22 protein-coding genes and 1 tRNA gene are annotated in these 25632 nt (G+C 44.0%); 8 read left to right on the forward strand and 15 right to left on the reverse strand.

Annotated elements, in window-relative coordinates:
* Window positions 1-35: 35 nt before the first annotated feature.
* Window positions 36-968, reverse strand: a complete 933-nt coding sequence (locus tag BUA34_RS12840; protein ID WP_072830222.1) for a glycosyltransferase family 2 protein — start codon at window positions 966-968, stop codon at window positions 36-38.
* A gap of 32 nt (window positions 969-1000) precedes the next feature.
* Here BUA34_RS12840 and BUA34_RS12845 point away from each other — a divergent pair, with 32 nt between their 5' ends.
* Window positions 1001-2062 (forward strand): polysaccharide pyruvyl transferase family protein, encoded by a 1062-nt coding sequence (locus tag BUA34_RS12845; protein ID WP_139255946.1) that lies wholly within the window; start codon window positions 1001-1003, stop codon window positions 2060-2062.
* On the opposite strand, the gene BUA34_RS12850 is transcribed toward BUA34_RS12845, so the two are convergent.
* The 6 genes from BUA34_RS12850 to BUA34_RS12875 all read right to left on the reverse strand — a co-directional run bounded on the left by BUA34_RS12850 (window position 2027) and on the right by BUA34_RS12875 (window position 9560).
* Entirely contained in the window at window positions 2027-3229 is a 1203-nt protein-coding gene (locus tag BUA34_RS12850) for a Coenzyme F420 hydrogenase/dehydrogenase, beta subunit C-terminal domain (protein ID WP_072830226.1), read from the reverse strand. The two genes, BUA34_RS12845 and BUA34_RS12850, sit on opposite strands and share 36 nt — an antisense overlap.
* Window positions 3226-4746, reverse strand: a complete 1521-nt coding sequence (locus BUA34_RS12855; protein ID WP_072830228.1) for an oligosaccharide flippase family protein — start codon at window positions 4744-4746, stop codon at window positions 3226-3228. Before BUA34_RS12855 ends, BUA34_RS12850 begins: the two co-directional genes overlap by 4 nt.
* 410 nt (window positions 4747-5156) lie before the next feature.
* On the reverse strand, window positions 5157-6257 hold the full coding sequence (locus BUA34_RS12860; RefSeq protein WP_072830230.1) for a hypothetical protein: 1101 nt from the start codon (window positions 6255-6257) through the stop codon (window positions 5157-5159).
* The gene (locus tag BUA34_RS12865) at window positions 6247-8211 is read right to left on the reverse strand and encodes an AAA family ATPase (RefSeq protein ID WP_072830233.1); all 1965 of its coding nucleotides are present in this window, start codon (window positions 8209-8211) and stop codon (window positions 6247-6249) included. The genes BUA34_RS12860 and BUA34_RS12865 overlap by 11 nt, the downstream gene beginning before the upstream one ends.
* Window positions 8208-8519, reverse strand: a complete 312-nt coding sequence (locus BUA34_RS12870) for a hypothetical protein (protein WP_072830235.1) — start codon at window positions 8517-8519, stop codon at window positions 8208-8210. Before BUA34_RS12870 ends, BUA34_RS12865 begins: the two co-directional genes overlap by 4 nt.
* A gap of 27 nt (window positions 8520-8546) precedes the next feature.
* Window positions 8547-9560, reverse strand: coding sequence for a TIR domain-containing protein (locus BUA34_RS12875; protein ID WP_072830237.1), 1014 nt, complete (start codon window positions 9558-9560; stop codon window positions 8547-8549).
* A gap of 437 nt (window positions 9561-9997) precedes the next feature.
* On the opposite strand from BUA34_RS12875, the gene BUA34_RS12880 reads away from it, so the two are divergent.
* A complete protein-coding gene (locus BUA34_RS12880) occupies window positions 9998-10321 on the forward strand; it encodes a type II toxin-antitoxin system RelE/ParE family toxin (protein WP_072830239.1) in 324 nt (107 codons plus the stop codon).
* A gap of 8 nt (window positions 10322-10329) precedes the next feature.
* The gene (locus BUA34_RS12885) at window positions 10330-11334 is read left to right on the forward strand and encodes a HigA family addiction module antitoxin (RefSeq protein WP_072830241.1); all 1005 of its coding nucleotides are present in this window, start codon (window positions 10330-10332) and stop codon (window positions 11332-11334) included.
* 72 nt (window positions 11335-11406) lie between these two features.
* Here the strand turns inward: BUA34_RS12885 and BUA34_RS12890 are convergent, their stop codons facing one another.
* The 7 genes from BUA34_RS12890 to BUA34_RS12920 all read right to left on the reverse strand — a co-directional run bounded on the left by BUA34_RS12890 (window position 11407) and on the right by BUA34_RS12920 (window position 18139).
* Window positions 11407-12327, reverse strand: coding sequence for a glycosyltransferase family 2 protein (locus tag BUA34_RS12890; RefSeq protein ID WP_072830243.1), 921 nt, complete (start codon window positions 12325-12327; stop codon window positions 11407-11409).
* Entirely contained in the window at window positions 12328-13467 is a 1140-nt protein-coding gene (locus BUA34_RS12895) for a Gfo/Idh/MocA family protein (protein ID WP_139255950.1), read from the reverse strand.
* A gap of 96 nt (window positions 13468-13563) precedes the next feature.
* The gene (locus BUA34_RS12900; RefSeq protein WP_072830245.1) at window positions 13564-14805 is read right to left on the reverse strand and encodes an ATP-grasp domain-containing protein; all 1242 of its coding nucleotides are present in this window, start codon (window positions 14803-14805) and stop codon (window positions 13564-13566) included.
* Between the two features lie 33 nt (window positions 14806-14838).
* Entirely contained in the window at window positions 14839-15972 is a 1134-nt protein-coding gene (gene rffA / locus BUA34_RS12905; protein ID WP_072830247.1) for a dTDP-4-amino-4,6-dideoxygalactose transaminase, read from the reverse strand.
* A 98-nt stretch (window positions 15973-16070) separates the two neighbouring features.
* Window positions 16071-16556: a type IV pilin protein gene (locus tag BUA34_RS12910; RefSeq protein ID WP_072830249.1), complete on the reverse strand. Its 486-nt coding sequence runs from the start codon at window positions 16554-16556 to the stop codon at window positions 16071-16073.
* An 85-nt stretch (window positions 16557-16641) separates the two neighbouring features.
* A tRNA-Ile gene (locus tag BUA34_RS12915) sits at window positions 16642-16715 on the reverse strand.
* Window positions 16706-18139 carry a glycogen synthase gene (locus tag BUA34_RS12920; RefSeq protein WP_072830251.1) on the reverse strand — a complete coding sequence of 478 codons (1434 nt, stop codon included), beginning with the start codon at window positions 18137-18139 and terminating at the stop codon, window positions 16706-16708. The genes BUA34_RS12915 and BUA34_RS12920 overlap by 10 nt, the downstream gene beginning before the upstream one ends.
* A 158-nt stretch (window positions 18140-18297) precedes the next feature.
* On the opposite strand from BUA34_RS12920, the gene BUA34_RS12925 reads away from it, so the two are divergent.
* Window positions 18298-19353 (forward strand): hypothetical protein, encoded by a 1056-nt coding sequence (locus tag BUA34_RS12925; protein WP_072830252.1) that lies wholly within the window; start codon window positions 18298-18300, stop codon window positions 19351-19353.
* Window positions 19354-19703: 350 nt separating this feature from the next.
* On the opposite strand, the gene BUA34_RS12930 is transcribed toward BUA34_RS12925, so the two are convergent.
* Window positions 19704-20834, reverse strand: a complete 1131-nt coding sequence (locus tag BUA34_RS12930; protein ID WP_072830254.1) for a hypothetical protein — start codon at window positions 20832-20834, stop codon at window positions 19704-19706.
* Window positions 20835-20998: 164 nt separating this feature from the next.
* Between BUA34_RS12930 and BUA34_RS12935 the strand changes: the two genes are divergently transcribed.
* Genes BUA34_RS12935 through BUA34_RS12950 form a run of 4 tightly spaced genes read left to right on the forward strand, consistent with a single transcriptional unit; the run spans window position 20999 to window position 25564 of the window.
* Entirely contained in the window at window positions 20999-21631 is a 633-nt protein-coding gene (locus BUA34_RS12935) for a LolA family protein (protein ID WP_072830256.1), read from the forward strand.
* Window positions 21632-21648: 17 nt separating this feature from the next.
* Window positions 21649-23274, forward strand: coding sequence for a hypothetical protein (locus tag BUA34_RS12940; protein WP_254794476.1), 1626 nt, complete (start codon window positions 21649-21651; stop codon window positions 23272-23274).
* Window positions 23271-24314 carry a PorV/PorQ family protein gene (locus tag BUA34_RS12945; protein WP_072830259.1) on the forward strand — a complete coding sequence of 348 codons (1044 nt, stop codon included), beginning with the start codon at window positions 23271-23273 and terminating at the stop codon, window positions 24312-24314. The genes BUA34_RS12940 and BUA34_RS12945 overlap by 4 nt, the downstream gene beginning before the upstream one ends.
* The gene (locus BUA34_RS12950; RefSeq protein WP_072830261.1) at window positions 24311-25564 is read left to right on the forward strand and encodes a DNA replication/repair protein RecF; all 1254 of its coding nucleotides are present in this window, start codon (window positions 24311-24313) and stop codon (window positions 25562-25564) included. Before BUA34_RS12945 ends, BUA34_RS12950 begins: the two co-directional genes overlap by 4 nt.
* Window positions 25565-25632 lie beyond the last annotated feature (68 nt).

Consider the following 25632-nt stretch of genomic DNA (forward strand, 5'->3'; position numbering starts at 1 on the left):
AATATCAACTCCGTTTTTTATGAGATGATAAACGTTTAAACAATCTTTGAAATAATTGTATGCTGTAATTTCTTGAAATAAAAACGAATGATGAAATACATGTTAAGAATCCAAGGTTGTTTTGAACACAACAGAGTTCTTAAACTGGTCGGTTCAAATAAAGTAAAATCTGAATAGGTCAGGTATCCGTTTCTCAAAGCTTCCATTTTCACGTTAAAAGCGGCCATGTTAATGTCTGTTTTGAAACAACTAGGAAGAATTTTTTTTAGTTCATAAATGAATTTTTTTTGTTCTATATATTTTTCTATTGTGTAATTTCTTGTAATCGAATCATTGTTGTCTTGAACATAATGGTAGAAGGCTTTGGGTAAATAATTTATTTTAGGTTGTTGCTGAAAAAAGTTCGCCCAAAAAAGGACATCCTCACAATATCCCACATGTTCTGGAAATGCTGTTGGGTGTTTGTCGTAAAAATCTTTTCTAATGATTCTTAACCACACACTTCCAAGTATGTCTGCGTTGAGAATTTGACGTAGAATTGTTGATGGGGTTAATGATTTGGGCTTTTGTTTTCTTAAATATTTTTTTTTATTGACATTTACAAAAAAATCCATTGTTAAAATGTCTGTTTTTTGTTTATTTGCAAATGTATAACATTCTTGAGCCATGCTTGCTTCTATCCAATCATCGCTGTCAACGAAAGATAAGTATTCTCCAAGAGCTTGTTTAATTCCGTAATTACGGGCTGCGGAAACACCAGCATGCTTTCGTTTAAAGAACTTAAATCTAGAGTCTTTTTTGGTGTATTCTTCGCAGATGGAACACTCAGCTTCTGGAGCTCCGTCGGAAACAATAATAAATTCGCATTCTTGTAAAGTTTGGGCTACAAGTGAGTCTAAACACGCTCGCAAATATTCTAGCGGTACTTTGTAAACGGGAACAATAACGGAAACATTTATATCTTTCATATTGTTAATTGTTTAAAATATATATTTCTAGCATGAAAATAAGAATATTAACTCAGCCGTTAGGCCATAATATTGGCGGAATTCTGCAGAACTACGCTCTGATAACTGTTTGTAAAGCCTATTTCGATGACGTAAAATCGTTTAATATTCCTTTTTCAATTCCTTTTTTGTTTCCAATATTAAAGTATGGAGCTTGTGTTAAACGTCTTTTCATTAAGCTTTTTATTAATCATAATGTCGTGGTCCGTTGGTGGCTTGAAAATCGTATTCGGAAACCACAAAAAGGCGATTTGATTGATGTGGCGAGATTTAATTGGCTTTGCAATCATGATTTTAGCGATTCATTTTTTGTTTTTGGCTCGGACCAGGTTTGGCGCAAAGAAATGTCTCCGGACATTATGACTTTTTTTGGATCGTTCCTAAAAGATGATGTTCCCCGTATTGCGTACGCAGCTTCTTTTGGGGTTGATTATTGGCAATTTTCAACAGATGAAACAAAAAAAATTATTCCGTTATTGAAAAAATTTAGGGCCATATCGGTTCGTGAGGAAAGTGCTGTTCGTCTTTTGGCGGAACATGGTGTTGATTCACAATTGGTATTGGATCCGACAATGCTTTTGAAAGCAGATGATTATGCGCATCTGGAATCCGAGGTCAGCTGTGACTATGCAAAGGCAAATCACATATTTGTCTATTGTCTTGATGAACATTTAAATCAAAAAGACGTTTTATGTCAGTTAGAACAAACGCTAAACGTGCCACTCTTGTTGCTTAATGAGAAAAATTTACAAGTTGACATGTGGCTAAGTGCTTTGCGAACAGCGGAATATGTGATTACGGATTCTTTTCATGGAACCGTTTTTTCCATCTTATTCCATAAAAAATTTATTGTTGTGGCAAATGAATATCGTGGTTTGACTCGTTTGCAATCATTGCTAAAAATGTTTGGCCTTGAAAATCGATTGATAATGTCTTTCGAAGATTTCGATTGTGAAAAATTGGATGCTGAAATTGATTATAAATCTGTTGATGTTATTTTAAATCAAGAACGAGAAAAGTCACTTACTTTTTTGAGTGAAAGTCTTTCTTCTTAAAGTTTTTTGATAAAGATCCCATAACGTAATAACTATGGTACTTAAAAGTGTTTTGTAGAAAGGCTGATTGATTTTATACTTTTGAGCAAGTTGTTCTAGAGAATATTTGTCGAGAAATTCGAAAAATTCATCGCGTTTAGGATGTGATGGTGGTGTTTGTACAATGCATGGATTGCCTGCAATTGCGTAATCTAGTTTTGATTCGCATTGATTTATATCGTTTGATACGGAATCGAAAAATGTTTTGCCATGTTCTGTATTTATCAATATAACCGACGTTCCCTTATTATCATCCATCTGAGGGTGATGCATGATAATACCCCAATAATCTCCTAATGTAATATCGGCTATGCGTGGTAGTTTTCGATAATGGCAGTTTGCGCAAGACTTGTTTGAGAAAATATTGTTGAGCATTAGACTCATGAATAAAGACTTGGTATTACGAACGGAGATTGTTTTTCCTGATTTAAATAAGTGTGTTAAAGAATATGTATTCCAACCTTTTCTTTTGTCTCGAAAAAATATTTTTTGTAATGAGTCTTGTTGTTTTTGTTCGATTTCTTCAACATACTTCTCAAATACTTTTACGCTTGGCGTTCCGTGGCAAACAATGTCCACTGTATATAGATTAGGGGTATTTGCTTTGCTACCGAGAACGGCATAAAGTGCTGCGACTTGACAGGGCGTTCCTGAAAATAAGACCTTTCGACCCGATTTTAAATGGGTGCGAATTTCACGATATACAAATCCGACATCTGCTTGAACATATTTAGATCCTCGCAGTTTTTTCAAATCCGTCTTGTTATCAACAACGATGTGCCCGAAGCGGGTCGGAGCAGTTTGGGCAACACCGACAACCACGCCACCATCATCAAGAATCTTTTCGGCAAGTATGGTAAAAATTCCTCCGCTAGATGATTCTAGGCGGATGGATTCATCTTTGGCAAATGCAGCTATTGTTTGGGGTGTGCTGCTAGCAAGATTGGGATTGGTAACAATATTTGTCCATGGACATGTTCTTTCGCACAAACCACATTTGATGCATTTGCTAGTGTCTATTGTGGGACGGTAAAATCCTTCTTTATCGAGTTCCATTGAAATTGCATTATTTGCGCAAACGTTTGCGCATGCTCCGCAAGATGAACATTCTTCTACTGGGATGTTCATACAAATTTCCTTAACAATGATGATTTTGCTTTTAATACTAGGTCGCGTTCGTAGGAGTTCATCGAAAATTTAAAGAATAGAGGCACGTACAATGATAAATAGCATAAAATCGCAATAATAAGTTTGCTAACAGAATCTAATGAAATTCGTAATAGTATGTAGTAGCTTACGATACATAATAAAAGTGGAATAATAGACATTTTAAAAATTTCTTTCCAGAATTTAATAATATTTATTTTCTGTATTCTTTGGTAATAGACATTCATAACGATGCCTTGACCTATAGCTAGAGCTAGCGCGACGGAAATTGCGCAACCGATGCCTCCATATTTACGCGCAAGCGGAATTTGCAAGGCGAGGCTTGCTACCGAAATTCCTAAATATAGCAGACAGCGAAATTTCATTTGATTTCTCGCTTGCAGAATTATAATTCCCATGTTTTGAATCAATGGTATTGTAAGGGGTATGAAAAATAGTAGAGCTATGGTATAAGCCTGACTGTAACCCTCTCCGGCCCAAAGATTAATGAACTGTTGGCCGAATAAAATAAATCCAGATAAAATAAGGGCCATAACACAATATTGGATGCGGCCTATTTTGATGAATATATCAGAAATGATAACTTTGTTGTCGCCTTGAACAACTAGGGCTGTCATTTTTGGCAAAAGGACCCCGTTGATTGCCGTGGAAAAGTTCATGTAAAAGGTTTGGAGCTGAATTGCAATTGCGTATACTGCAACAACTGTTGTCCCTGCTATTGCTCCGAGGATAATCTGTCCGCTGCTCCAATAAATACAATCCATAATGGCGTTTAAGAATATCCAAAAAGAATAAATGGAAACTTCTTTAAGGAACGTCCATTGAAATTTGAAAAAGATTAACTTGATTTTCAAATTGTGCTTGCAATACCAAAGATTTATACCCAATGTTAAGATGTTGAATATTGTAGTGACTACAACCATAGCGATGGCTTTATAGCCTATATTCAAAAGAACAATCATTGTTGCTGTGTTTAATATGATGCGAACGATTGTTATCATTTTTTGGAACAAAAATTGCTCATATGCGGTAATGATTGAACTGAATAAACTGAAAGGGAATGTAATTGCAAGGTTGAATATCATTAACAGTAGAATGGTTTTCGTTCGCTCAAGTTCATTGATTGTTAATGACACATCAAAGATGCTTTCTGCGTTTAGATAGAGAATGGCTCCAATGAGTAAAGTAATTATACTTATCCCGCAATATAATAGGAAAAACATTCCGAACATTTGGTATTGTTCTTGTTGCTTATTTTCTGCTCTAAATTTTGCGGTGTAACGAACAATTGCATTGCCAAATCCTAAATCAAGGATTGTTAAATAGGCAATAACAGATGCTACTATTGAATATAGCCCATATTCAGATTTACCTAGCATTCTTAGCATAAATGGCGTGTAAAGTAACCCAACAAGGTTGTTGAGCGCCAAGGTTGCATAAGAAAGGATTGCTCCTATTTTGATTTGTGATATGGGCATGTTTGAAGGATTGCCTTTGTTATATCAGTATGTTTTGTTCTTGTTTCACGTTTGAAGCTATAATAGATAAATATAATATCTAGAATGGAGTGTCTATTTAGATGTCGCAAAAAGATCTGTGCCGAATCCTTTTTTATTCCCTTGTTTTTTTTATAAAATTCGCAGAATCTGGCTTTGATTGTTGATTCAAATTGTCGAGGCTGTAAGCCGCGTTTATTTTATAATCCGTAATAATGTCCCGAATACATCCTTGATACTACCCATACCCTTTGCTATCGCTAGACAAACCCTAAACCTTTGGGAGCGTGATAAGTTCTTGTACAGATTGAGCATTCGTGTTCTTGATCGTTGGTTGTTGTTTCGATAAGTCCTGTCTTTTGCAATACTTCGTATAGCAGAATGTTTCGGACTTAAGGTTTTATTTTCTGGGCTGTGGCGTCTAGTTGCTCGATGATGTCTTCTTTGAATTTGCGGAGAGGATATTGCTTGTCGCCTGCACCAAGAGGGATGCCGAGAATGGCGGCTCTGATGCGTTTGGTATAGGTACTGGCGATTTTTTGATAAAGGTTGTTTTTTTGTTTGTCATCAAGGCCTAAATCATCAAGATTGATTTTTTCATTAAGGATAAGTCGCGTAATTTCATCAATTTTAGGCTTTGAATAATTGCGATAGCGTGTAAAAAGGTCTTGAAGTTCGATTTTGTGCTCGTTGTATATTTCTTCAAGATGGAATGTTTTGATGGATTTGTGAGCTTTGGATTGTTTGTTGTGTATGCATTTTCCTGTTTTTAAAACATCGCAAGGTCTATCCTTGAAGAAGATGTGAGTGTTACTGATATCAAGAATGCTAGAATTTTCGGGGATTTCTTGAGCATATTTCGCTCTAAACGAAATATCCTTGCCAAAGTCTTCTTCGTAGGGATATATGATATTATTCTCTGCATTATTTTTGATGTTGTTGCAGATATGACAAGATGGAATAAAATTATAAATATTTAAGGACAGAAACGGATAAATGGATTTAGGATAAAAGTGATCTATTTCTGGCCGAGTTACACAATCTCTTGTTTCATCACGAACGGTAAAAACGTATTGACGATTGCAATAAGGACAAACCTCAACTTTTAATATTTCGCAGAATTTATATGCTCCCCACGTATTTTTGTTACGATTATCGAAATCGTTGTAACCAAAAGCTTCTAAGATCAAATCAGTTCTTTTTTTTATTTTCTTTTCATCTTTAGTTAGGTTTTTCTTTTTTGCGATGCCTTTGAGATTTATATTTGTTGAAATAAGTTTTTTTATGTCTTCAGATCCTCCAAGAATATAAGGGCGTATCTCTGTTTCGAAATTTTTCTCATCAAGACCAAGAATCTCCGAAATGTATTTTTTTCGAGTTATTTTTCGTCTGGGAGGCCTGATTATATTTTCAACCTTCTTAAGAAACCACTCCTTATGAAGCGTCTCTATCTTTGTTCGCGTGTCATTGTCCAATTCTATCTTAATCATCATTCGCCTCAATTTCTTCAATGAGACTACGAATGACAGGATCACCGATGAATGCTGTGATTTTGTCGGCCTGTTTCTTTTCGTCATCTGTAGCTTTTTTATTTTGCTTAATTCTAATAATTTCTTTTATTTTTTCTTCCGTTAAACATCCAATCGAACTTTTTAGAAAGAAGTTTTTTTCTAGAATATCATATATATTACTTGCGAAATTTTTTGATTTACTCGAGTTGCAATGCGTTATGCCAAATCTATGCCTGTCTTTATCATGGTCTCTTTGAAATGAAATCACATTTTCATTAAGAAAATCAGTTATCATGAACGGAGAATGTGTTGCGAGAATAATTTGAAATTTAAGTGGTGTCGAAATTATTTTTTCGTTAATTAGGTTGTTACTTATGATTTTTATTCCCTTTATAAAGACCGAAAGCCATTGTCGTTGCCATTCGGGATGTAAATACAAATCAACCTCATCAAGAAGTAAATGTATTTCATTGCGGGAATCCGTGTTTGCTGGTTTAGTTAGGGCACTATATAATCGGTAGAATAATTTTAAAAGAGCCGCTTCGCCTGAACTTAATGGTCGAATGAATTTGAAATCTAAAAAGGGCGTCAGTTTGGGAATAAGATCATAGATTTTATAGATGTCATGCAATTGTTGCGTATGTTGGTTTAGGTCAAAATAAACTTTATTATTATTCAGGTAGCCGAATTCTCCATGCTGAGAATATTTTGCAAAACCATTTTTATCTTCGATTTGACCATCAAATATTTTAATAATTTCGTCAATTTTTGCTTTGTAGTCGGGAAGCTTTTTCTCTTCCCATATTTTCGAATTTTTTAAATCAGGTTCATTTTTTTTATTGACTAACTTAGAAAGCTTTATGTCCACAAAAAAAGGTGCATAAGAATTGCTTGTGAAAGTTCTGTAATAGCAGGCTAATGCAGAAAATCTAAACTGTTCTGTAATGGGTTTTATATTGTCGAAAAAGTCAATGAAATTATCTCTAACATCTTTTTCTAATTCTTTTTGTTCCTCTTCACTTAAAATTTCTTCGCAAATTTCATTGATATTCTTATATTTTTCCCATTTCTTGTATTTTTCTGCTCTATAGCATTCTAGATTATTTTTTATAATATCTCCAGCAGAATTATTTTCTATATGATATTTGATAATTTCTTCTATTGCATTGAGAATGTTTGTTCTAAATACGGACATCTCAATGACTTGGGGTAGATTGAATAAATTCCAAAAGGCATTTGTATTGTCGCTATTTATTTTTAATAAGAAATCAATCTTCCTGTTTTGCTCCATTGTGTAATAGCATGATAGAGCGTCGGTTTCGTGATTTTTATAGTCAACAGATAAATTTCGATTGTTTAATGTCTCTTTATCTTTTATTAACAAAGCATCTGTTGTAATGTCACATGAGTCGGCCCAATCGCCCGTCAACGCTAAACTGTCAATTTTAAATTCTTGATCATCAAAACTTTCAGCATAACGAATGACATATGGAGATTTGTGGGGCTGAAAAAAAGACTGTTGATCATGGTCCAAATCCCAGTTTGCAGGTTTGCGTATTTTTTCATTAGAAAGTGAGGATTTTATTCTGATTTTTCCGTCGTCATTTAGATACACTAAAGTAAAATTGCTGATATTTTGAGGATCTATTAATCCGCTCGTAATAATTTGAAATAACGCAATGATAAAGGATGATTTCCCTGCTCCATTATCGCCAACGATGACCATTACATCTTCGATATTATCGGAATAGAATCCTATTTGGAAAGTGTCATTTCTGTTTCCATCAAGTGTTAAAATGCCATTTTCCCATTTATGCGAAATGTTGTATTCTGCAGAAAGTTTGGCTCCGAAATTAGAGAAAAGGTATTCGGTGTCTTTGCGGAACTCATGAAGAGGAATGTATCCATCAATCCAAAGATAGAGATATTTTTTCATGATCTTCTCATTGGGTTGAAATAGTTGTCTATTTCGTATTCTGTGAAGACCGTTTTTCCAGAAACACCCTTTTTCATGGTAAACCAGATCTTTGTTATGTATTTGCACTCGTTATCATACCAATCGTGATTATCCTCGTTTGAAGAATTATCTACGCTGTCAAGAAATGCAATCCATGTTTTTAAAATATTTTTATTTCCATAAAGAAATAATTTTGTTCGCAATTGAATATGTTTTTCCCTATTTTCTTGATAATTTTTTTCTTTGTTATCTAGGACACCATCTACTTGACCATCAATATTTTCCATCTTTTGCGTTCCTTGTTTGAAATAGCTTTATCTACCTTTTGGGAATACTGATTCATGCCAAAATTTAAAAGCCCTTTCATTTGTTTCGTTAATGTCTATTTCTTGATACCTTTCATGAATGATTTTGACAAGTTTTTTGATTAACTCACCCAATTTTAAGCATGATGCCGAAGCTACATGAAACTTTTTTTCGTCTTCAGTTGATTTAAATACGTCCATTGGAATATTCCATACAAGTTTTTTGGTGCTTGGATTATAAATGTACGGCGCATCTAAGGGTATGCTCTTGTTTAATGCTTCGTTGATATTTAAAATTAACGTTTCAAGTTCTTTGTCAAAAAAAATGAATAGTGGGTCTTTTATCTCGATATTAAGTTGTTGTTGAAAGTTGATGATTTCGTTGCTGACATATTTTGGACCGTTTTCGCAAAACGATTGAAGCTCTGAAAAAAAGAAATAGTTTAGGAGTCGTTCAAGTTTATTTGCGTCCCGGTTATGTTGAATATCTTTCGAATGATTCCTTTTTAAAATTTCTTTTTGGGGATTTTTGTCAAGTATCGAGAGAATCCCGTTATTCAGCTGTTCATATATACGCAACGTTTTCTGCTTGTTAGTTAGGCTTTCTGCGTCCTGAAAATTTAGACTATAACTCAGCGCTCTGTGGCTCCTTATGTCAAAGGGAAGGTTGCTTATGGGGGCATAGGCGGTGTTGACAATCAAAATTATCCGGTCCCAACCGAGAGTTGCTTGCGCAATCCCGAGTTCAAAAAGAACGTTGGGATTTGGGGTGGTCTTGGATGCTGCTCCGGCGTTAATTATTGTAACGTCGGCAACGAAAATATCCGCGTTTCGTATTTTTTCTTCAATAGTACTTGCGATGTCGGGACTTCCGCATCTTTCGGCGGTTGCTTCATCAAAAATGAGACTATTCTTTTTGCATATATCCCTAAGACAATTGCTGATTACATTGCGGTTGGTCTTGGCTCCTATATCTGATTGCCAAGAAAAGAATACTATAGGTTTGCTTTGTTTGGGTTGCATACTTATGGGTAATATAGATTATATGTTCCCCCAAAGGTTGAATTAGTTCGTTTTGGTCGATCAAATTGCTGAGTGTTTTCGCTGGGAATGCTTTTGCGTAAAACTAGTTGTCTCAAATGATGGTTGCTTGGCTAAATACAAAGTACACGAGCGAGTGTTCGAATATTACACCCGAGCCTACTCCCGCAGTGAGACAGGTTTCCCCCCTTTGATGTGGTTTATATGAATAACCTGCCGATTAGGGTCGCTTTTCTTTGACTAGTCCTGTTTTGGGGTCTAAACGTTCATTTTATTGATTTTCATGTTCAAAATGCAATATTCCCGAACGGGAAAATTTTGCTTGCTTATACCGGTTAATTTTTGAAAAATATTGCACCTCTTGCTTCTATTAAAATTTTGAATTATATTATAGGTGTATTAAAATTTTTGAGGTGAAAATGCAAGTTGTGTACGCAGATAGGGAATTGGCTCGCTGTGCAGGTGATAGGGCTTATGCTGTGCGAAAAATGGGGCAAAGACGGGCGGATGCTTATTCGACAAGAATAGATGCTTTGCATAGAGCGGTTGATTTAGATGCTTTGAAAAACGTGGCTGGTCGTTTTCATGAGTTAACCGGCAATCGTGCAGGTCAATGGGCTTGTGATTTGGACCATCCGTATCGTCTTATTTTCAAACCGGTTATGAATAGTGACGGAAATGTTATCGGATTGATTGTTGAACAAACTGTTTCTATTCTAGAAATTGTAGATTATCATGAGTAGGAGTATTTATGCAGGTTTATAGATGTGATGAATTAGCTGTAGTGACGCCGCCTGGGCGGCATCTTGCTGAAAAAATTGAAGAAATGGGCCTTGATGCCAATGATTTGGCAGCACGCATGGGCTACACGCCCAAGGCGGTGAATGACATTTTGCAGGGAAATTGCCGAATCACGCCCGAATCGGCCCTTTCTCTTGAAATGGTTACGGAAATACCTGCTGGGTTTTGGTTGCGTAGTCAGATGGCTTACGACGAATTTCTTTCGCGTGAGAAAATTAAGGCCTCGCTTATGGATCAGTCGCTTTGGAAAAAGTCTTTTCCAGAGGAACTTGATGTTCGCAATTGGGTCCGCAAGGGTGCTGATAAGGCGGATGATAAATCTTTAATGCCCTTGTTGAAGTTTTTTGCTGTGGCATCCCCGAAGGCTTGGGATGGCTACTATAAGAAAGCTCAGTTGAAGGTGGCGTTCCGTATTTCGCTTGCGGAGGTCAAGGATCCGTATGCGACTTCGGCGTGGATTCGCCGTGGCGAGATTCTTTCTGACCAAGATCCGATGGAAAAGTTGGGGCAACCTGCGGTGCGCAAAAAGCTTAAGGCGGCGCTCCCCGAAATTATAGCGTTTGCGGCTGCAAATAAGAAATTGCCAAAGCGCGAAAAGCGAATCACTTACTGGACGCCTGAGGCGGAAGTGGTTGACAATTGCATGACGGGTTTGCAGGAGCTTTGCCGCAAGATTGGTATTCGCGTGTTGTTTGTGCAGAATTTCAAGAGCTCGCCGATTCACGGCATGTATCGTTGGTACAAGGATGTTCCGCTAATCCAGTTGCATGACCGCTTTAAAAAGCGTGAAACGATGTGGTTCACGTTTTTCCATGAACTTGCGCATGTGCTTTACCATGGCAAGAAGGGAATCTGTTTGCAGAACATCGAAATCACGCACAACTATCCCGAAAAAGAGGATGAAGCCAACTGCTTTGCGCAGAAGTGCATGCTGGAGGCGGGTTTCGAGGTGTAGGATGTAGTCTTGGGGACTCGCAGTTTTTGAATGCTGCGAATATTGATGACTGCGTTTCTGATAAAGTTGTCCCTAGAACGTCCGCTTGCGTACTACGTATTGCGGCGACTGGTTGATGCTGATGTAGATTCGGCCGACGTATTCGCCGATGAGCCCGAGCAACAGCATAATCATGCCGCCGATAAAGAGTATGGTGGCAAGCATGCTGGTGTAGCCGATAGGAACTTCGGGGAACATCAGTTTCTTGTAAATGACAAAGAGGCCGGCAGCAAAGCCGATGACAGCGCAGATTAAACCGATAAATGTTGCGGCACGGAGTGGCTTTACGGAGAATGCGGTAAAGCCGTTAATCCAGAGTCCGAGAAGTCCTGCGATGGTGTAGCCGGATTCACCTTCGAGGCGGCGGCGGTGCTGGACTTCGACGTTGCCGAGGCTTTTGGTGGCGCGGAAAACGAGGCCACTGATGTAGGCGAATGGGTGGGGGTAGCGCACGATTTCATCGACGATGAACTTGCGCATGATGAAAAAGCTTGTGGTGCGCAGTGTTTTGGGCTGTCCGATGATTGCTTCGGCCATTTTCTTGTTGACCCATGTTCCGAAGCGGCGGAATAAATGTTGTTTGGCGTGCTTGTAGTAGCCGTACACAACGTCATAGCCTTCTTCTAGCTTGTCTACAAGTTTGAAGGATTCGCTGGCGGGGGTTTGACCGTCGTCGTCGAGGCTGATGATGTAATCGCCTGTTGCCTGGGCGTAACCTGCCATGAGGGCGGAGTGTTGCCCGAAATTTTTGGCGAGGCAGATTCCTTTAATGCGCGAATCGGCTGCGGCAAGGCGTTTGATAACGCTCCATACGTTGTCTGGACTGCAGTCGTTTACGAGAACAATTTCGTAGTTGGTGCCGGGGCGGGTTGCCACGGTGTCATAGATTTCTTTAACGACTGTTTCAATCGTATTTTCGCTACGGTAACAGGGGATTACAAAAGAGAGTTTCATCTAGAACCTTTGTTGAACGGATTCCCACTTGTTGCTTTGGGCTGACTTTGCGGCGGCTTGCATCATGGCGAGGCCTTCGAGCGATGTGCGGATGCCGCATACGTACTGGCTTGTAAAGCTGCCTTTGGCGAAATATTGCCCGAGGCAATCGGCGATGTCTTTGTAGTAGTTCGCGAATGCTTCGATGAATCCGGCGGGGTGGCCTGCCTTGAATCGGTTGTAGCGCTGCTGGTTTGCAATTTTTACATCGCCGGTGCGGTCGCGGAGGCTTACGTTTCCGCGAAGGTCGCATGTCTTGAGCGTTTCGGGTTCCAGCTGGAACCATTCGGCGCTGCCTTCGCTGCCATAAACGCGGATGCGGAGGCCGTTACGGTTGCCGAGTGCGGTTTTGCTGAACCAAATTTGTGCGCGGACGTTGTTCGTGTACTGCGCCAGTGCTCCAACGTTATCTACAATTTGCGGGAAAAGCCCAAATGTGGCTTGGTCGGCGACGATGTGTTCGGGGCGTTCGCCGGTTAAAAAGTAAATCATGTTGTGCAGGTGACTCCCGAGGTCTAGGGAAATTTTCGGGATCACGGTGTCTTTGAGTCGCCAACTTTGCGGCTTGGGGGGCTCGTTGTTGGCTCCCAGGCGCATAAAGCCTTCTTGCGGCATTTCGACTTGCACTTGCTGGATTTTTCCGAGTTTACCATCGGCGATGAATTGCTTGAGTTCGCGCACCATCGGGTAACCAGTGTAGTTGTATGTAGTGCAGAAGAAACCTTTGGTTTCGGCAACTGCTTTGGCGATTTCTTCGCCTTCGGCAACGCTAGTTGCAAGCGATTTTTCGCAAATGACAGGGAAGCCTGCCTTGAGGGCGTCGATGACAATGTCTTTGTGCAAATCGGTTGGGGCGAGGACCACGACAGCATCGAGTTTGCCTTTTTCGGAATTGAGCAAATCGCGGTAATTTGCATAGGTGCGCTCGGGGGCTACTCCCCAAGTTTTAGCCGTCTGCTGGTTTGTTTCTGTGTGGGTGCTGAAAGCGCCTGCAACAAGTTCAAAATGTCCGTCCATTTGGCTTGCGGCCTTGTGGACTTCGCCAATGGCGGAATTTATGCCGCCCCCGATAAATGCAATTTGGTAAGGTTCCTTCTTCATATTATGGAATATAGGATATTTCTTTTTGATTAGATGGCGGATGTGGTCCGCCATGGTGTTTTTAGTTGTCATTCCGGGCTTGACCCGGAATCTCCTTTATTCTACTATGATTCTCGCTAGTTCTGTCATTCTTGCGGTTTTATCTTGCATTTCGGCTAGCGAATTGAACTTGAAGAATACGATTCCTGCTTTGTATGTAAGCTTGTCTGTGATAAATTCACCGGGCTTGTACCACAAGAATTTTTCGATGATGTTCCCTTGGATTTCTGGTGCAAAAGTGACGTCGCGAACTATTCCTTTAATGGTTGCTCCGCATTTCGAGCTGTCGCCGGCTTGGCAATCTGCCATGATGCAGTGGCGTAGCCAAAAGCCTTGTGTCGGAACATCAACGATGCTGGAAATGTCCATGCCGGTTTCGGCCATCACGATGAATTTCGGGTAGTCGACACCTGTCGAGTACTTTACGAATTTGATGTAAAGGTCGCCAGGCGAGCGGCGACAAATTTCAATGATGACAGGCGTGCCGTCGGCTCGTTCGATGTACTGTATGTGCAAAATACCATCGACGAGGTTGAGTTCGCGGGCGATGCGCTCGCTGTAATCGCGGAGTTTTGCGAGCGTTTCGCCGTTAGATGTGCTTGGCGAGTTTGCGCCCGAGACCATGTACTTGTTGATATAGTATTGTTCGTTGTCGGCAAATGCGAATGCAACTTTGCCTTTTACGAGCATGGCGGAAAATCCGTGGTTTGTGCCTTCGACAAATTCTTCGACCACGATGTGGTCTTGCCGAGTGCGGCTTGTGGCGTCGCGGTAGGCTTCGTACGCTTCTTCGGGCGTGCATGCGCGGTGGATGCCTTTGCCTCCTGTGAGATCGACCGGCTTCACGATGATGGGGAAGGAGAGGGCGTTGTTGCCTGTAATGGCCGCTTCGAATTCGGCGGTATTTCGGATAACAACTGTGCGCGGCGTCGGGATGCCAAGGCGTGTTGCCAAGGCGCGGTATTTGTCCTTGTGGTGAATTTCAAGGCTTGTCGCGTAACTGTCGTGGCCTAGTAATCCTAGCTTTTCGCAAACGTAGACTGTAGAAAGTAACGCAAAATCATTGCATCCAGAACAAACTGCTTGTACCCCTTCGGACCGCGCGAGTTCGAGCATAGCTTCTTTATTGCTAAAATCTTCAAATACCGTCTTGTCGGCATGGGGGTGGCCAAGTCCATCGCGGTTGTTGCCTGTAGTTATCACATACCAACCGAGTTCCTGAGCTGCTTTAATTAGCGGAATTTCGGCATGGCTGCCACCTAACAGCAAAAGTTTCTTTTGTTGATTGCTTTGCTCCATTTTATTTCGCTTGTAATGACGTGTGTGTTCTTTTTACTTCCCGAAAAATTCCTTGACCTTGCTGCATACAAATTCGAGATCTTCGGGTTTTAGACCATAGAACATGGGGAGGCGCAAAAGGCGGTCGCTTTCTTTAGTGGTGTAAATGTCTTCGCCATGGAATCGTCCAAAGCGTTTGCCTGCTGGGGCGTTATGCAGCGGCACGTAGTGGAATACAGCGAGGATTCCATTCTTGACTAAGTGCGCGATGAGTGCGGTGCGTGTTTTGAGGTCTGCGACCTTCAGGTAGAACATGTGCGCGTTGTGCGTGCATTCTGCCGGAATGTACGGCAGCTGCAAATCACCTGCGTCTTCGAGCGGTTGCAAACGTTCATGGTAGGCGTTCCAGCTTGCTATGCGGTTGTCGTAAATCTTTTGTGCGTTTTCGAGTTCCGCGTAAAGGTAGGCTGCGTTCAGTTCGCTAGGCAAATAGCTGGAACCGAGTTCTACCCATGTGTACTTGTCGACTTCGCCACGGTGGAACTGCACGCGGTTCGTGCCCTTCTCGCGGATGATTTCGGCATGGTCGGCGTATTTTTTATCGGTAATGAGAATGGCTCCGCCTTCTCCCATGCTGTAGTTCTTGGTCTCGTGATAGCTGTAGCAGCCAAAGTCACCGAGCGCTCCGAGTGAACGTCCTTTGTATGTAGACATCATGCCTTGTGCGGCATCTTCGATGACGAATAAATCGTGGCGGCGGGCGATGGCGTTGATTGTATCCATTTCGCAGGCGACACCGGCGTAATGCACGGGAACAATGGCGCGGGTCTTTTCGGTAATCGCGTCTTCAATTTTTTTTTCGTCGATGTTCATCGTGTCAGGGCGGATGTCTACGAATACGCATTTGGCGCCGCGCATGGCGAATGCATCTGCCGTGGAGACGAATGTGAACGAGGGCATAATGACTTCGTCGCCGGGCTGAATCCCGCACAAAAGTGCCGACATTTCGAGTGCGTGTGTGCAACTTGTGGTAAGCAGTGCTCGTGCGGCTCCAGTTTTCTGTTCTAGCCAAGCATGGCATTTCTGGTTGAATTGCCCGTCACCGCAAATTCGGCCGCTTTCGACGGCTTTACGGACATATTCAATTTCTGGGCCAACAAATGGTGGCTGATTAAATGGAATTTTCATAACTCTATATTTATAATTATTTACATGAGAAATGCATAATTTCTCAAAAAAAATGCGAAATGCTGTTTTCGCGTTACGGTGCGAAAGGCTATTTGCTTTTATTCACCGGCTTTTGTGATTGGTGTTTCCGTTGTGCTCAATCTGCGGAAACTCGGAATCAAGGAGGCGAGACAGTTGGTTGCATCGTCTGTGGATGCCCAGTATTTCATGTCGTGTGGCGGGTTCAATTTATAGTTGACGAACCACTTTTTGCCTTTTTCGCAGTCGTTCAATGGAACGTTTGCTGCTGCGGTCCAGTTATGCACGGTTTGGTCTGCATCGTATTCGAAATTCGTGGTGCTCGCCTTGCCGGTGGAGTTGCCCGCGGGGGATTTGTAACCGATGTTGAACCAGGTCCCGCCTTGAGTGCGTTCATGGATGTAGGCTTCTTGCATTTTGATGTAAGTCCCTGCGGCCATAGTGATTTCGGTGGCTTTTGATTTTGCCATAAAACCGAACAGTTTTGGAACGGCGACCGCGGCGATGGTGCCCATGATTACGATTGTAACCATCAATTCAATAAGGGAAAATCCTTGCTTTTTCATGGTACTCCCCTGCTAAGCATTGCCATAAAAATAAGATATTTTTTGACAAAAAAATAGCACTATCTTTTGGAGATAGCGCTATTAGTGGGGCCTCCCGGACTTGAACCGGGAACCAACGGGTTATGAGTCCGCTGCTCTAACCGATTGAGCTAAAGCCCCAGCTCACCCAAAGTTAGTAAATATTTTGAAATTGTCTTCGCCCATTCGTAATGGAACCCGCTGTAGGCGTTCACTACGCATTTGTCCCAATCGGCGACTTCCGTGTTGTACACATTGATGGCGTCTTTTATACGACGTAACATCTGGTGCGGTGCGTTTGCGTCGTCAACGAGGAATGCGTTTGCTTCGCCAGCGGTCTCGAGGGTGTAGTCGGTGAGCATGCTTGCTATGCCAACGTTTATTCCAGTGAGCGGGAGCGTACCGGCGGCCATGGCCTTGAGGATAATCGAGGCGGACGGCTCCTGCAGGTTCGCTGCGAATAAAATGTCAGAAGCGGCGAGCGTGTCGCGCAATTTTTCTCTGTTGTTCGCTTCTTCGGAGTCGAACTGGAGGACGCGGACGTAGTTGCTGTACTGGTGCGAAACTTCTTGGTAGTAGTTCCATTCGGGGTGTTCCGGCGAAATGCCCACGATAATAAGGGCGTTCTGCTTTGCGATGTCCGAAAGGATTGTCGCAAGCGTCTCGGAGGCATTGCCCGATTCCATGTCCATGTGGCTGTAGATAATCAGTTTGTTCGAAAGATCCATGCCGAACTGGCGCCCGAGGCTCGCTTTCGCTCTGCGCTTTGCTTCTTTGATGGGGAGCTTTGCTTCGTCGTTAAAGTCCCAGAACTTGTAGTTCACGCCGAACTGGATACCGAGGAGTTTGTCTCTGTTGCGGTTGAGGAACCCGCTGAGCCCACCGGGGAGGTTCGTGTTAAGCATGGCGTCGCGGTAGCCCGACGACGGGAACAGCACTTTGTTGGCGTACAGAACGCCAGCCTTGAGGAGACTGACCTTGCCCCAGAATTCGTAGCCGTCCATGTTGAAGTCCTTGCGCGGGAGACCGATTTTTTCGATTTCGCTGGGCTGCACATGGAAGTCGTAGGTAATGTTATGGATGTTGAAGAAAAACGGGATGTTGTGGAATGCCTCTTGATAGACGGTATGGCAGAGAGCGCCGACGAGTGCTCCGCCCCATTCGTGACCGAGGATGGCCTGGAACTGGATGTCGCTTTGTGCGCAGTACGTGAGCACTGCCGAGGCGAACATGGCAAATCTCAGGTGGTTGTCGCTGTAGGGGAGGGAGTGTGGCGGGCCATAGACATAGGGACGCCCGAAATATTCCTCATTATATATATAGGTGTGGAGCGGGTCTTCGTCGGAACGCCATACTTCGAACGGCTTGTTCTGCAATGCCTCGACGCCTTTAAAAACACAATGATACTTGTCGGAGTCTATAATATGATCTTTGTAGAACGGCGAACAGGTGACAACTTGAGATCCGGCATTTGCGAATGCGGATGTCATGCAGTTCACAGCGGTCGCGAGTGGACTTGGTACCTTCCAGTTCCCCGCTTCTGGAGTTACGACGAGTATATTCATTGCTTTTTATACACTCCAAATAAAAATTTACCTATAAAAATAGGTATGTATAAATTTATTTATTTAAATTTCAACTGAAAGGGTGAATTTCATTTTTTAACCTGATAAAGAGTCCTTTTCAATATTTTCTGTTAAAAACTTCATCTGAAGGATACAAAATGAAGAAGATTTTCATTGCTGCTTTGGCTACCGCCGTCGCCTTGACGATGACTGGCTGTAAGGGTACGAACGAAAAGCGCGGCGACGAACACCTTAAGGAAGGCCGTTTCCGCAATGCAATCAACTCCTATCTTGAGGCTAAGAAGAAGGGCAAAATGTCCGATGAATTCTTTGACAATTTCACCCTCGCTCTCGTACGTGCCGGTGATATGGAAGCCAAGAAGGATTTGAGCAGCGACCTCATCAATAACTATTTTGAAAAAGCTGCATCGAATATCGGCAAGGTCAAGGAAGACGCTACTGTCGAAGAATACGTGAAGACTCTCGGTGAAATCGGTAAGCGCCAGGCAGCACAGGAAGGCGTAGACTACGCAACGATTATCAATGCATTTGCAAAGATCGACTCTGCAGAATCTGTCGCCAAGACCCGCCACATTGCAGAATCTGCCATCAAGAGCATCCGCGAAGAAACCGAAAAGCTTTATGTTGCTCGTAATTTGCAGGAAGCTACTTCTGAAGAAGATCCGGTCGTGAGCGAATACTTGCTCCTCCGCATGGCTGAAATGGCTCCGAATAACGAACAGGTCAAGGCTGCTTTGAACAAGAGCCGCAAGGCCACTCGTGGTTACTTCCTCATCTTCGGCGAAAACGTTCCGGATTTGAGCGGTAAGCAGCGCGTGGACAAGTGGGGCTACGTGATGGCCATGCCGACAATCAAGATTACCAAGAACTCCCTCTCTGGCGAACTCCAGTTCTGGGCTTCGACGGGTAACAACACGGAACTTGATCCGTCCCTCATCAAGCTTGTTTCTACTGAAGGCAAGGAAGTCTTTGCAAAGGGCAATACGGGCTGGTGCGAAGCTGAAGTTCTCGTTGGCAAGAAGGGCGACGAAAAGATTGAAAAGAAGCAGAAGAAGTTCAAAGGCAAGGGCAAGTTGATGAACGAATTCCAGTGCTCTGTGAATGTAAGCTTCTCCTTCCCGGGCGGCTTTGTTCCGGACTACATCGAATACAAGGACCAGTACGGCATTGGTCGTAAGTACCTCGGTCACTAATTCGTAACGGAATTAAAGAACTTTTAAGGGCTCGCCGCGGATGCGCGGCGGGTTCTTTTTTTGTGCGGTGATAGGGGCGCGTGCATCTCCGTCACCTTGAGACCCGTTAGGGGCGAAAGGTCCAGTAAAATCTTGACGTGCAAAAAAAATCCCCGGCAGTATTGCCGGGGTCGCCTTTTTTATCCGAGAAGGTGATGCCGGCACTAGGCCGGCATGACAAAGAGTCTGCTATGATGGTTTCGTCCAAAGGTGTGGAGATACAAAAAAGTCCCCGACGGGTGTCGGAGACTTTTAAACGCTTGTATTTTCCTGAGAGGAAAGCGCCCGTTCAGGGACGGGCGTGACAAATGCTAGAAATCGGCGTGTGCGCTCATACCGAGAGCAAACTTCGTCTTGCCGACGACCGGGTTCTTGTTCTTGCTGAAGTTGTAGCCGAACCAGAAGGTAACGTTCGTGTTGATGGTCGGGTAGAGGTAGAAGTTCATGCCGAGGAATTCGAATTCGTCCTTGCTGATTTCGGAATCCGGATCGTGGTATTCAAAGCTTACGCCCAAGGAGAACTTCTTCGTGATGTTGAAGCTCGGTTCGATGGCGAAGAGCATTTGGTCTTCGGTAAAGATTTGCGGTGCTGCGGTGTATCCTTCGCCTTTGTTAACGATAGCATAGAAGTAGTTGAGGCCCAAGTTGAAGATGCTGTAGTTCAAGCTCGGCTCCACAAGGAAGGAGTGAACGGCTTCGCCCTTGTACGGGTGGATGCCATAAGCGGCATAGACGCTATAGTTGAGGGTTTCGAGGCTCTTGGAGTAGTCGAGTTCTGTACCGAAGAAGTAGGTGTAGCCACGACCGACTTCGGAACCGAATACCCAGTCCACGCTCGGGGTGATGGTCAAGTGTTCGTCCGGGCGGTTCAAGAGCTTAAGGGCGTAGGTACCGAACACGGCAATTGCTGCCTTGCTGTCATCGGTAGCGCCAATGTAGAACTTACCGTCGCCAAACTTGTTGTTGCCGACTTCCACACCGAAACCGCGGAGGCTCTGGTCGCGAGAGATTGCTGCATAGCGGCTCGGGTCACGCCAGAAGTAGTAATTGAATGTACCTGCGTTGTAGGTCAAGTCACCGAATACGAGGCTTACGTCTTGGAACGGCTTCCAGCGGAGTTCGACGCCATCGAAATTGAATGCGGTATAGCGGTCATTGTCGCTTGTGATTGCCGTAGAGCGGGCGAGACCGTGACGGATTTCAGCAGCGCCTTCGCCGTTAGTGATATTGCTCTTGGTATTCGTGAAAACGGTTACAGAAACGTTTTCGTCGAGGTTTGCCGTCACAGACAAGTCGATGTCCTGGTTTGCGGCGTTAGTGGGGTCAAAATCCCTGTTGAAGTAGCTAGCGAAGTCAAAATCGACATTACCGTGGATTTCGATGTCGGCGGCCATGGCAAAACCGGTAGCGGCAAGGGCAATCGGCAAAATGAGTTTACGCATACAATCCTTCCAAAAAAAGATTTGTTTGAATTTTACGTGCAAAAGATAGAAATATCTTTGATTTGAAACCAATGTTTTGTTCCTTGAAGCTCAAAAATACGGTTATGCTTCGTCTTAGTGGCTTCAGTTTTGTAAATTTAGTAGCGTCTTTAAAAGAGGTGGATATGAAATTCTCCCCCCGTTTTTTTGTTTTTTTATCGCTTGCCTTAGTGCAAGGTGTTTTTGCGTTGACCGCGGACCAGGTTTTGGACAAGTCCAAGGCTTGGTTCAAGTCGGGCAAGGCCTGGAGCCTCAATTTTAGGGCGCAGATGTTTCAAGTGGATTCCCCGGATGTGAATACGCAATCGGGAACGCTTGTTGTCGCCGAAGGGGACAAGTTCAAGCTTGACCTTCTGGGAATCAAGTTTTACAGCGATGGCGAAAGCCTTTGGCAGTGGAATGTGGAACAAAAGCAAGTTCTTATAAAGGCTGTGGAAGATTTGTCGAGTTCGCTCCATCCGTCGGAACTGTTGTTCAAGTATCTGAACTGCAAGGCGCTCGAAATGAGCGAAGGCGAATTTGCCGGAAAAAAGCTTTGGGTGCTAAAACTCGACCCTGCAAAGTATGCGGGGCAGTTTACCAAGATGGAAGTTTGGCTATCGAAAACGGATTATTCGCCGGTGAGACTTTTTACGGAAGACCCGTCGGGTAATGCCACGTGGTATGGCATTCTGGACATGAAGGTGGTCAAGAAAATTTCTAATGATGATTTCAAGTACAAGCCTGTTGCAGGTGTTGACGAAATCGATATGAGGTAATCGTGAAATTGGGCAAAATGAAATCAGTCGTCGCGAGTCTCTTTGTCGGGGGTGCCTTGTGCGGGAACGCCTTGGCGGGCGAAACGCTGTTCAGCAACTATGTGTATGCGGTTGCCCCGGCAGGCGAATATGGAAAGTTGTGGGCTTTTTCGCGCGACAATTCTTATAGCGGTGTAACGCTTTTGAATTTTACTGTTTCGGATAAAGGTTCTATTGTAACTGAAAAACCGCAGCAGGAAAAGGTCTCGGATACATTGACTGCCGTGCAGGATGGAATTTTTGAAGATGATCTTGCCGAGCGTAGGCGTATTCCTGCGGTGTATGCGGGCTCAAAGCTTGGTCTTTTGCTCCCGATGGTTGCGATGAACAATGATGACCGCTACTTGCAACCGGCAGGTTATTTCTCTATACGCGACTTGAGAAATATTGTTGAATATCCGGTCGATGTCCCGTCTGCAGCGGATGCTCTGGAAAAGCCGATGCAGTACGCGATGAGTGGCTTTGCATACGATTCAACGAAGCAGCGTTTGTGGATTGCTCGTGGTGCCTTGGGCGTGATGGTTCACGACATGTCCGGAAAAAACGGTGCAAAAGATACGACGTTTGTCCTGAATGCAACGTCGGGTGAACTTGAGGAATTCAAGAAAGATTCTGAACTGGATTTGAAAAAGAATCCTGAAATTTTCGATGTGCGTCTGCACCCCAAGACGGGCGATCTTTGGCTTGCAACGGCTCAGGGCGTTTGGGTCAAGTCTTCGAGCGGTTTAAAGAACGTTTCGGAATCGTTGAAATCGTCCCGTGTGACGGGCCTTTGGATGGGTGGTGAACCGCTCCAGATTATTGCCGAGACAAACTCTAAGAAGGACGACAACATCAATGGCGGGCTTTGGCGCCTGTATGGCGAAAAGGCAAAAGATTTTTCAAAGGTGGATTTCTTGGATACCGCAGGCAAGGTGCAAAAGAAAGATATCTATGATGAATCGGATTACACCGTAGGCGATGTCGCGTTTATTGGAAAGACCGCTTTTGTGCTTGTCCGTGCCGTTGGCAGTAGAATGATTAGCGGTTACCTCAAGCTGGATTCGCTTGGTGCGCATGCTTGGGAACAGGATGATGATGGCAAAAATCAATGGCTGTACGGGTACGAAACGGGAGCGACCGACCGCAAGATGACGATTATGTCGATGTGCACGTTCCCGCTTTCGAAAAACCGCGTGGGGCTTGCGATTGCGACCGAAGGTAACGGTGTCTCGGTATCGGCGGATTCTGGAAAAACTTGGAGTGTCATTTTGAATCGCGCAAAGCTCGACAATAACTTGGGCTCTGTACGCATGGTGCCTTCGGTGATTGCTCCGGGTGACGGTGACAGCGATGTATCGCTTGTTTCGTATAAGGTGGGGCGCGAATCTAAAGTGACGATTGAAGTGTTCAGTTACGATATGCGCAAGGTGCGTACGATTGTGAAAGACGCGGTGCGCAATGCGGACCCTTCACGTAGCTCGAATCCGAAAGAAGATTTTTGGGATGGTCGTGACGATCACGGCAAGGATTGTACGATGGGTGTTTACTACGTCAGGGTAAAGGATAACCATGGGCATATTGGCTGGGGCAAGGTGATGACGCTTGGAGGTAACTTCAGATGATTAAAATGAAGAATCTTGTAGTTGCAGCTTTGGCGGTCTGTTCCTTTGTTGGTTCTGCGGTGGCCGGCCCCTTTACGAAAAAGTCAGAATTGGGCGGTTTTGATGGCTTTGTTGAACGTATGGGCGCTGGCGTCCGTGAAATGGGTCGTGGTAACACGGGCTCTGCCGATACGGCATCGATGCCAGGTGCTTACTGGAACCCGGCATTGCTTGGCTTCCGTGAAAATCTTGGCTTTACGATAAATTTTGAAAAGCGTGACTTGGACCGTTTGGGCGGTTCCTTGGGTGTCGAAGGTAAGGTCGGAAAGCGCATGGGCATGGGCTTTGCTGTGCTTTATCGTGGCGATACGGATTTCAAGGTTATTGATAATGATGACCAGACTTTGGGTGAAGCGGAACCGTTCTTTACGATGTTCTACTTGGGCTTTGCTTTCCGTGCAACACGTCAGGATGCATTTGGCCTTTCGCTTTCGATGAGCTACGACAATTTGGATATTGCCGAATTTTATGATGGCGTTGAAGAATCGTTCCGCAGCCCGGTGACGATCAACTTGAGCTGGTTCCGCCAGTGGAATCGCAAGTGGTCTTCGTCTGTGGTAATCCGTAATTTAAGTTTCAGTAAGAATTTGTCTGCGAAGTGGACGAAAAACCCGAGCAAGGATAATTCGCTTGCATCAACAGAAGGCGTGCGCCCGAAGGTGTTGCAAATTGGGCTTGGTTACCGTTCGCAAATTATGGGCAAACCGGTTTATGCTTGGATGGAAGCTATCGATTATCAGGTGGCCGATACGCTTTTGGCGTTTGACCCGCAGCTCCATGTTTGGACGGGTCGCGTAGGCTTTGAATGTGAAGTTATTCCAAATGCTACACTTCGCGTGGGTATGGATGATTTGGACTGGATGTTTGGTGCCGGTTACAAGTTCGATATCCACATTGGCCGCAAGAAATATCCGATTGAAGTGAACTATGCGTTCCTTTACGAAACTCGCGCGGGTATTTGGACTCCGTTTACCCTTGGTTTGAGGGGATACCTTCCTTGATTTCTAAGGTGTTCATTTCGAAGGTGCGCAGTCTGGAATCGATGGACTGCAACTTCGATGCTGGCATAAATGTAATTTGTGGGCCTAATGGTTGCGGCAAGACGACGATTTTGGAATCGATTCACTTGCTGGCTCAAGGCTTTTCGTTCCGGTCGCGTGACTTGCGCGAACTTATCACGTGGAAGAATAATGAACTGATTTTGCGTGGCGAGTTTGAAGATGAAGGTCGTTCGAGAACGCGCGCATTGCGTGTTCACTCGCGAGGGAGTGAAGTGCGCGAAAACGGCGAATCGCTAAAATCTCCGACGGCTTTTTTTGGAACATGCCCGGCTGTGATTATGCAGCCTTCGGATATTGAACTTTTGCGCGGCGGGCCGGAGGTGCGCAGGCATTGGCTCGATGAAATTCTCTGTTACCGTTCATCGGCAAATGCGCAGGTCTTGCGTCGTTATAAGCGAGTTTTGCAACAACGTAATAAGTGGCTCAAGGAGTTTAAGCAAAACGGTGCTGCTGTTGGTGGCGAGGATTTGTTCCGCGTTTTGACGCAACAACTGATTGATCTTGGGGCTAAACTTTGGGCGGCGCGCATTATGCTCTCCAAAGAAGTTTCCGAAATTATCACGCGATATTACCGCAAGCTTTCGGGCGGTGTGGATGAAATCACTTGTGCGTACAAGAGTTCGATTCTCAAGTCGCTAGATGCGCTTGATGTTGCGGATTCAATGACGGACGAGATGATGGATGAAATCCCGGCGGGCGCGACTGTTGCTAGCGAAAGTGGTGTTGGAATTGCTTGCGGGGAGTGCGCGGAAAGTTCAAGTTCTGTGAATGCTGATGGAAATGCCGCGGATGGCTCAGATGCGCCTAGTGAAGAAATGCTCCGTAATGCGTTTTCGCGTAAGCTTGCGGATTTGGAATTCGTGGAACGCTTGCAGGGCATGACGATGGCTGGCCCGCATCGTGATGATTTGGCTCTTTGCGCTTCGGGTTACGAGATGCGTTCTGTCGGATCGCAAGGGCAGTGCCGCTCGGCTGCGGTTGCCATGCGCTTTGCCGCGGTAGATGTGGCTTCGCGCTACCTGACAAAACCGATTTTGCTGTTGGACGATATTTTTGCAGAGCTTGACGTAAACCGCCGTGATGCGGTGGCGTCGCTCATTCGCGAAAAGCAGTGCCAGGTGGTGATTGCTACGCCGCAGGCGGAAGATCTGCCGTTTAAAGCGGATGTAATGATTCAATTGAAGATTTAGCTGAAATGGTGACCCCGGCTTGGTGGCCGGGGTGACAATACAAAAAAACGCGCAAGGGATTGCGCGTT

It is taken from the genome of Fibrobacter sp. UWB12 (assembly GCF_900142485.1).
Classification (GTDB): domain Bacteria; phylum Fibrobacterota; class Fibrobacteria; order Fibrobacterales; family Fibrobacteraceae; genus Fibrobacter.

What these genes read in the sequence shown, in the direction of transcription:
- BUA34_RS12840 (WP_072830222.1), bottom strand. Translation starts at nt 968, where the DNA reads ATGAAAGATATAAATGTTTCCGTTATTGTTCCCGTTTACAAAGTACCG.
- BUA34_RS12845 (WP_139255946.1), top strand. Translation starts at nt 1,001, where the DNA reads ATGAAAATAAGAATATTAACTCAGCCGTTAGGCCATAATATTGGCGGA.
- BUA34_RS12850 (WP_072830226.1), bottom strand. Translation starts at nt 3,229, where the DNA reads ATGAACATCCCAGTAGAAGAATGTTCATCTTGCGGAGCATGCGCAAAC.
- BUA34_RS12855 (WP_072830228.1), bottom strand. Translation starts at nt 4,746, where the DNA reads ATGCCCATATCACAAATCAAAATAGGAGCAATCCTTTCTTATGCAACC.
- BUA34_RS12860 (WP_072830230.1), bottom strand. Translation starts at nt 6,257, where the DNA reads ATGATGATTAAGATAGAATTGGACAATGACACGCGAACAAAGATAGAG.
- BUA34_RS12865 (WP_072830233.1), bottom strand. Translation starts at nt 8,211, where the DNA reads ATGAAAAAATATCTCTATCTTTGGATTGATGGATACATTCCTCTTCAT.
- BUA34_RS12870 (WP_072830235.1), bottom strand. Translation starts at nt 8,519, where the DNA reads ATGGAAAATATTGATGGTCAAGTAGATGGTGTCCTAGATAACAAAGAA.
- BUA34_RS12875 (WP_072830237.1), bottom strand. Translation starts at nt 9,560, where the DNA reads ATGCAACCCAAACAAAGCAAACCTATAGTATTCTTTTCTTGGCAATCA.
- BUA34_RS12880 (WP_072830239.1), top strand. Translation starts at nt 9,998, where the DNA reads ATGCAAGTTGTGTACGCAGATAGGGAATTGGCTCGCTGTGCAGGTGAT.
- BUA34_RS12885 (WP_072830241.1), top strand. Translation starts at nt 10,330, where the DNA reads ATGCAGGTTTATAGATGTGATGAATTAGCTGTAGTGACGCCGCCTGGG.
- BUA34_RS12890 (WP_072830243.1), bottom strand. Translation starts at nt 12,327, where the DNA reads ATGAAACTCTCTTTTGTAATCCCCTGTTACCGTAGCGAAAATACGATT.
- BUA34_RS12895 (WP_139255950.1), bottom strand. Translation starts at nt 13,467, where the DNA reads ATGAAGAAGGAACCTTACCAAATTGCATTTATCGGGGGCGGCATAAAT.
- BUA34_RS12900 (WP_072830245.1), bottom strand. Translation starts at nt 14,805, where the DNA reads ATGGAGCAAAGCAATCAACAAAAGAAACTTTTGCTGTTAGGTGGCAGC.
- rffA (WP_072830247.1), bottom strand. Translation starts at nt 15,972, where the DNA reads ATGAAAATTCCATTTAATCAGCCACCATTTGTTGGCCCAGAAATTGAA.
- BUA34_RS12910 (WP_072830249.1), bottom strand. Translation starts at nt 16,556, where the DNA reads ATGAAAAAGCAAGGATTTTCCCTTATTGAATTGATGGTTACAATCGTA.
- BUA34_RS12920 (WP_072830251.1), bottom strand. Translation starts at nt 18,139, where the DNA reads ATGAATATACTCGTCGTAACTCCAGAAGCGGGGAACTGGAAGGTACCA.
- BUA34_RS12925 (WP_072830252.1), top strand. Translation starts at nt 18,298, where the DNA reads ATGAAGAAGATTTTCATTGCTGCTTTGGCTACCGCCGTCGCCTTGACG.
- BUA34_RS12930 (WP_072830254.1), bottom strand. Translation starts at nt 20,834, where the DNA reads ATGCGTAAACTCATTTTGCCGATTGCCCTTGCCGCTACCGGTTTTGCC.
- BUA34_RS12935 (WP_072830256.1), top strand. Translation starts at nt 20,999, where the DNA reads ATGAAATTCTCCCCCCGTTTTTTTGTTTTTTTATCGCTTGCCTTAGTG.
- BUA34_RS12940 (WP_254794476.1), top strand. Translation starts at nt 21,649, where the DNA reads ATGAAATCAGTCGTCGCGAGTCTCTTTGTCGGGGGTGCCTTGTGCGGG.
- BUA34_RS12945 (WP_072830259.1), top strand. Translation starts at nt 23,271, where the DNA reads ATGATTAAAATGAAGAATCTTGTAGTTGCAGCTTTGGCGGTCTGTTCC.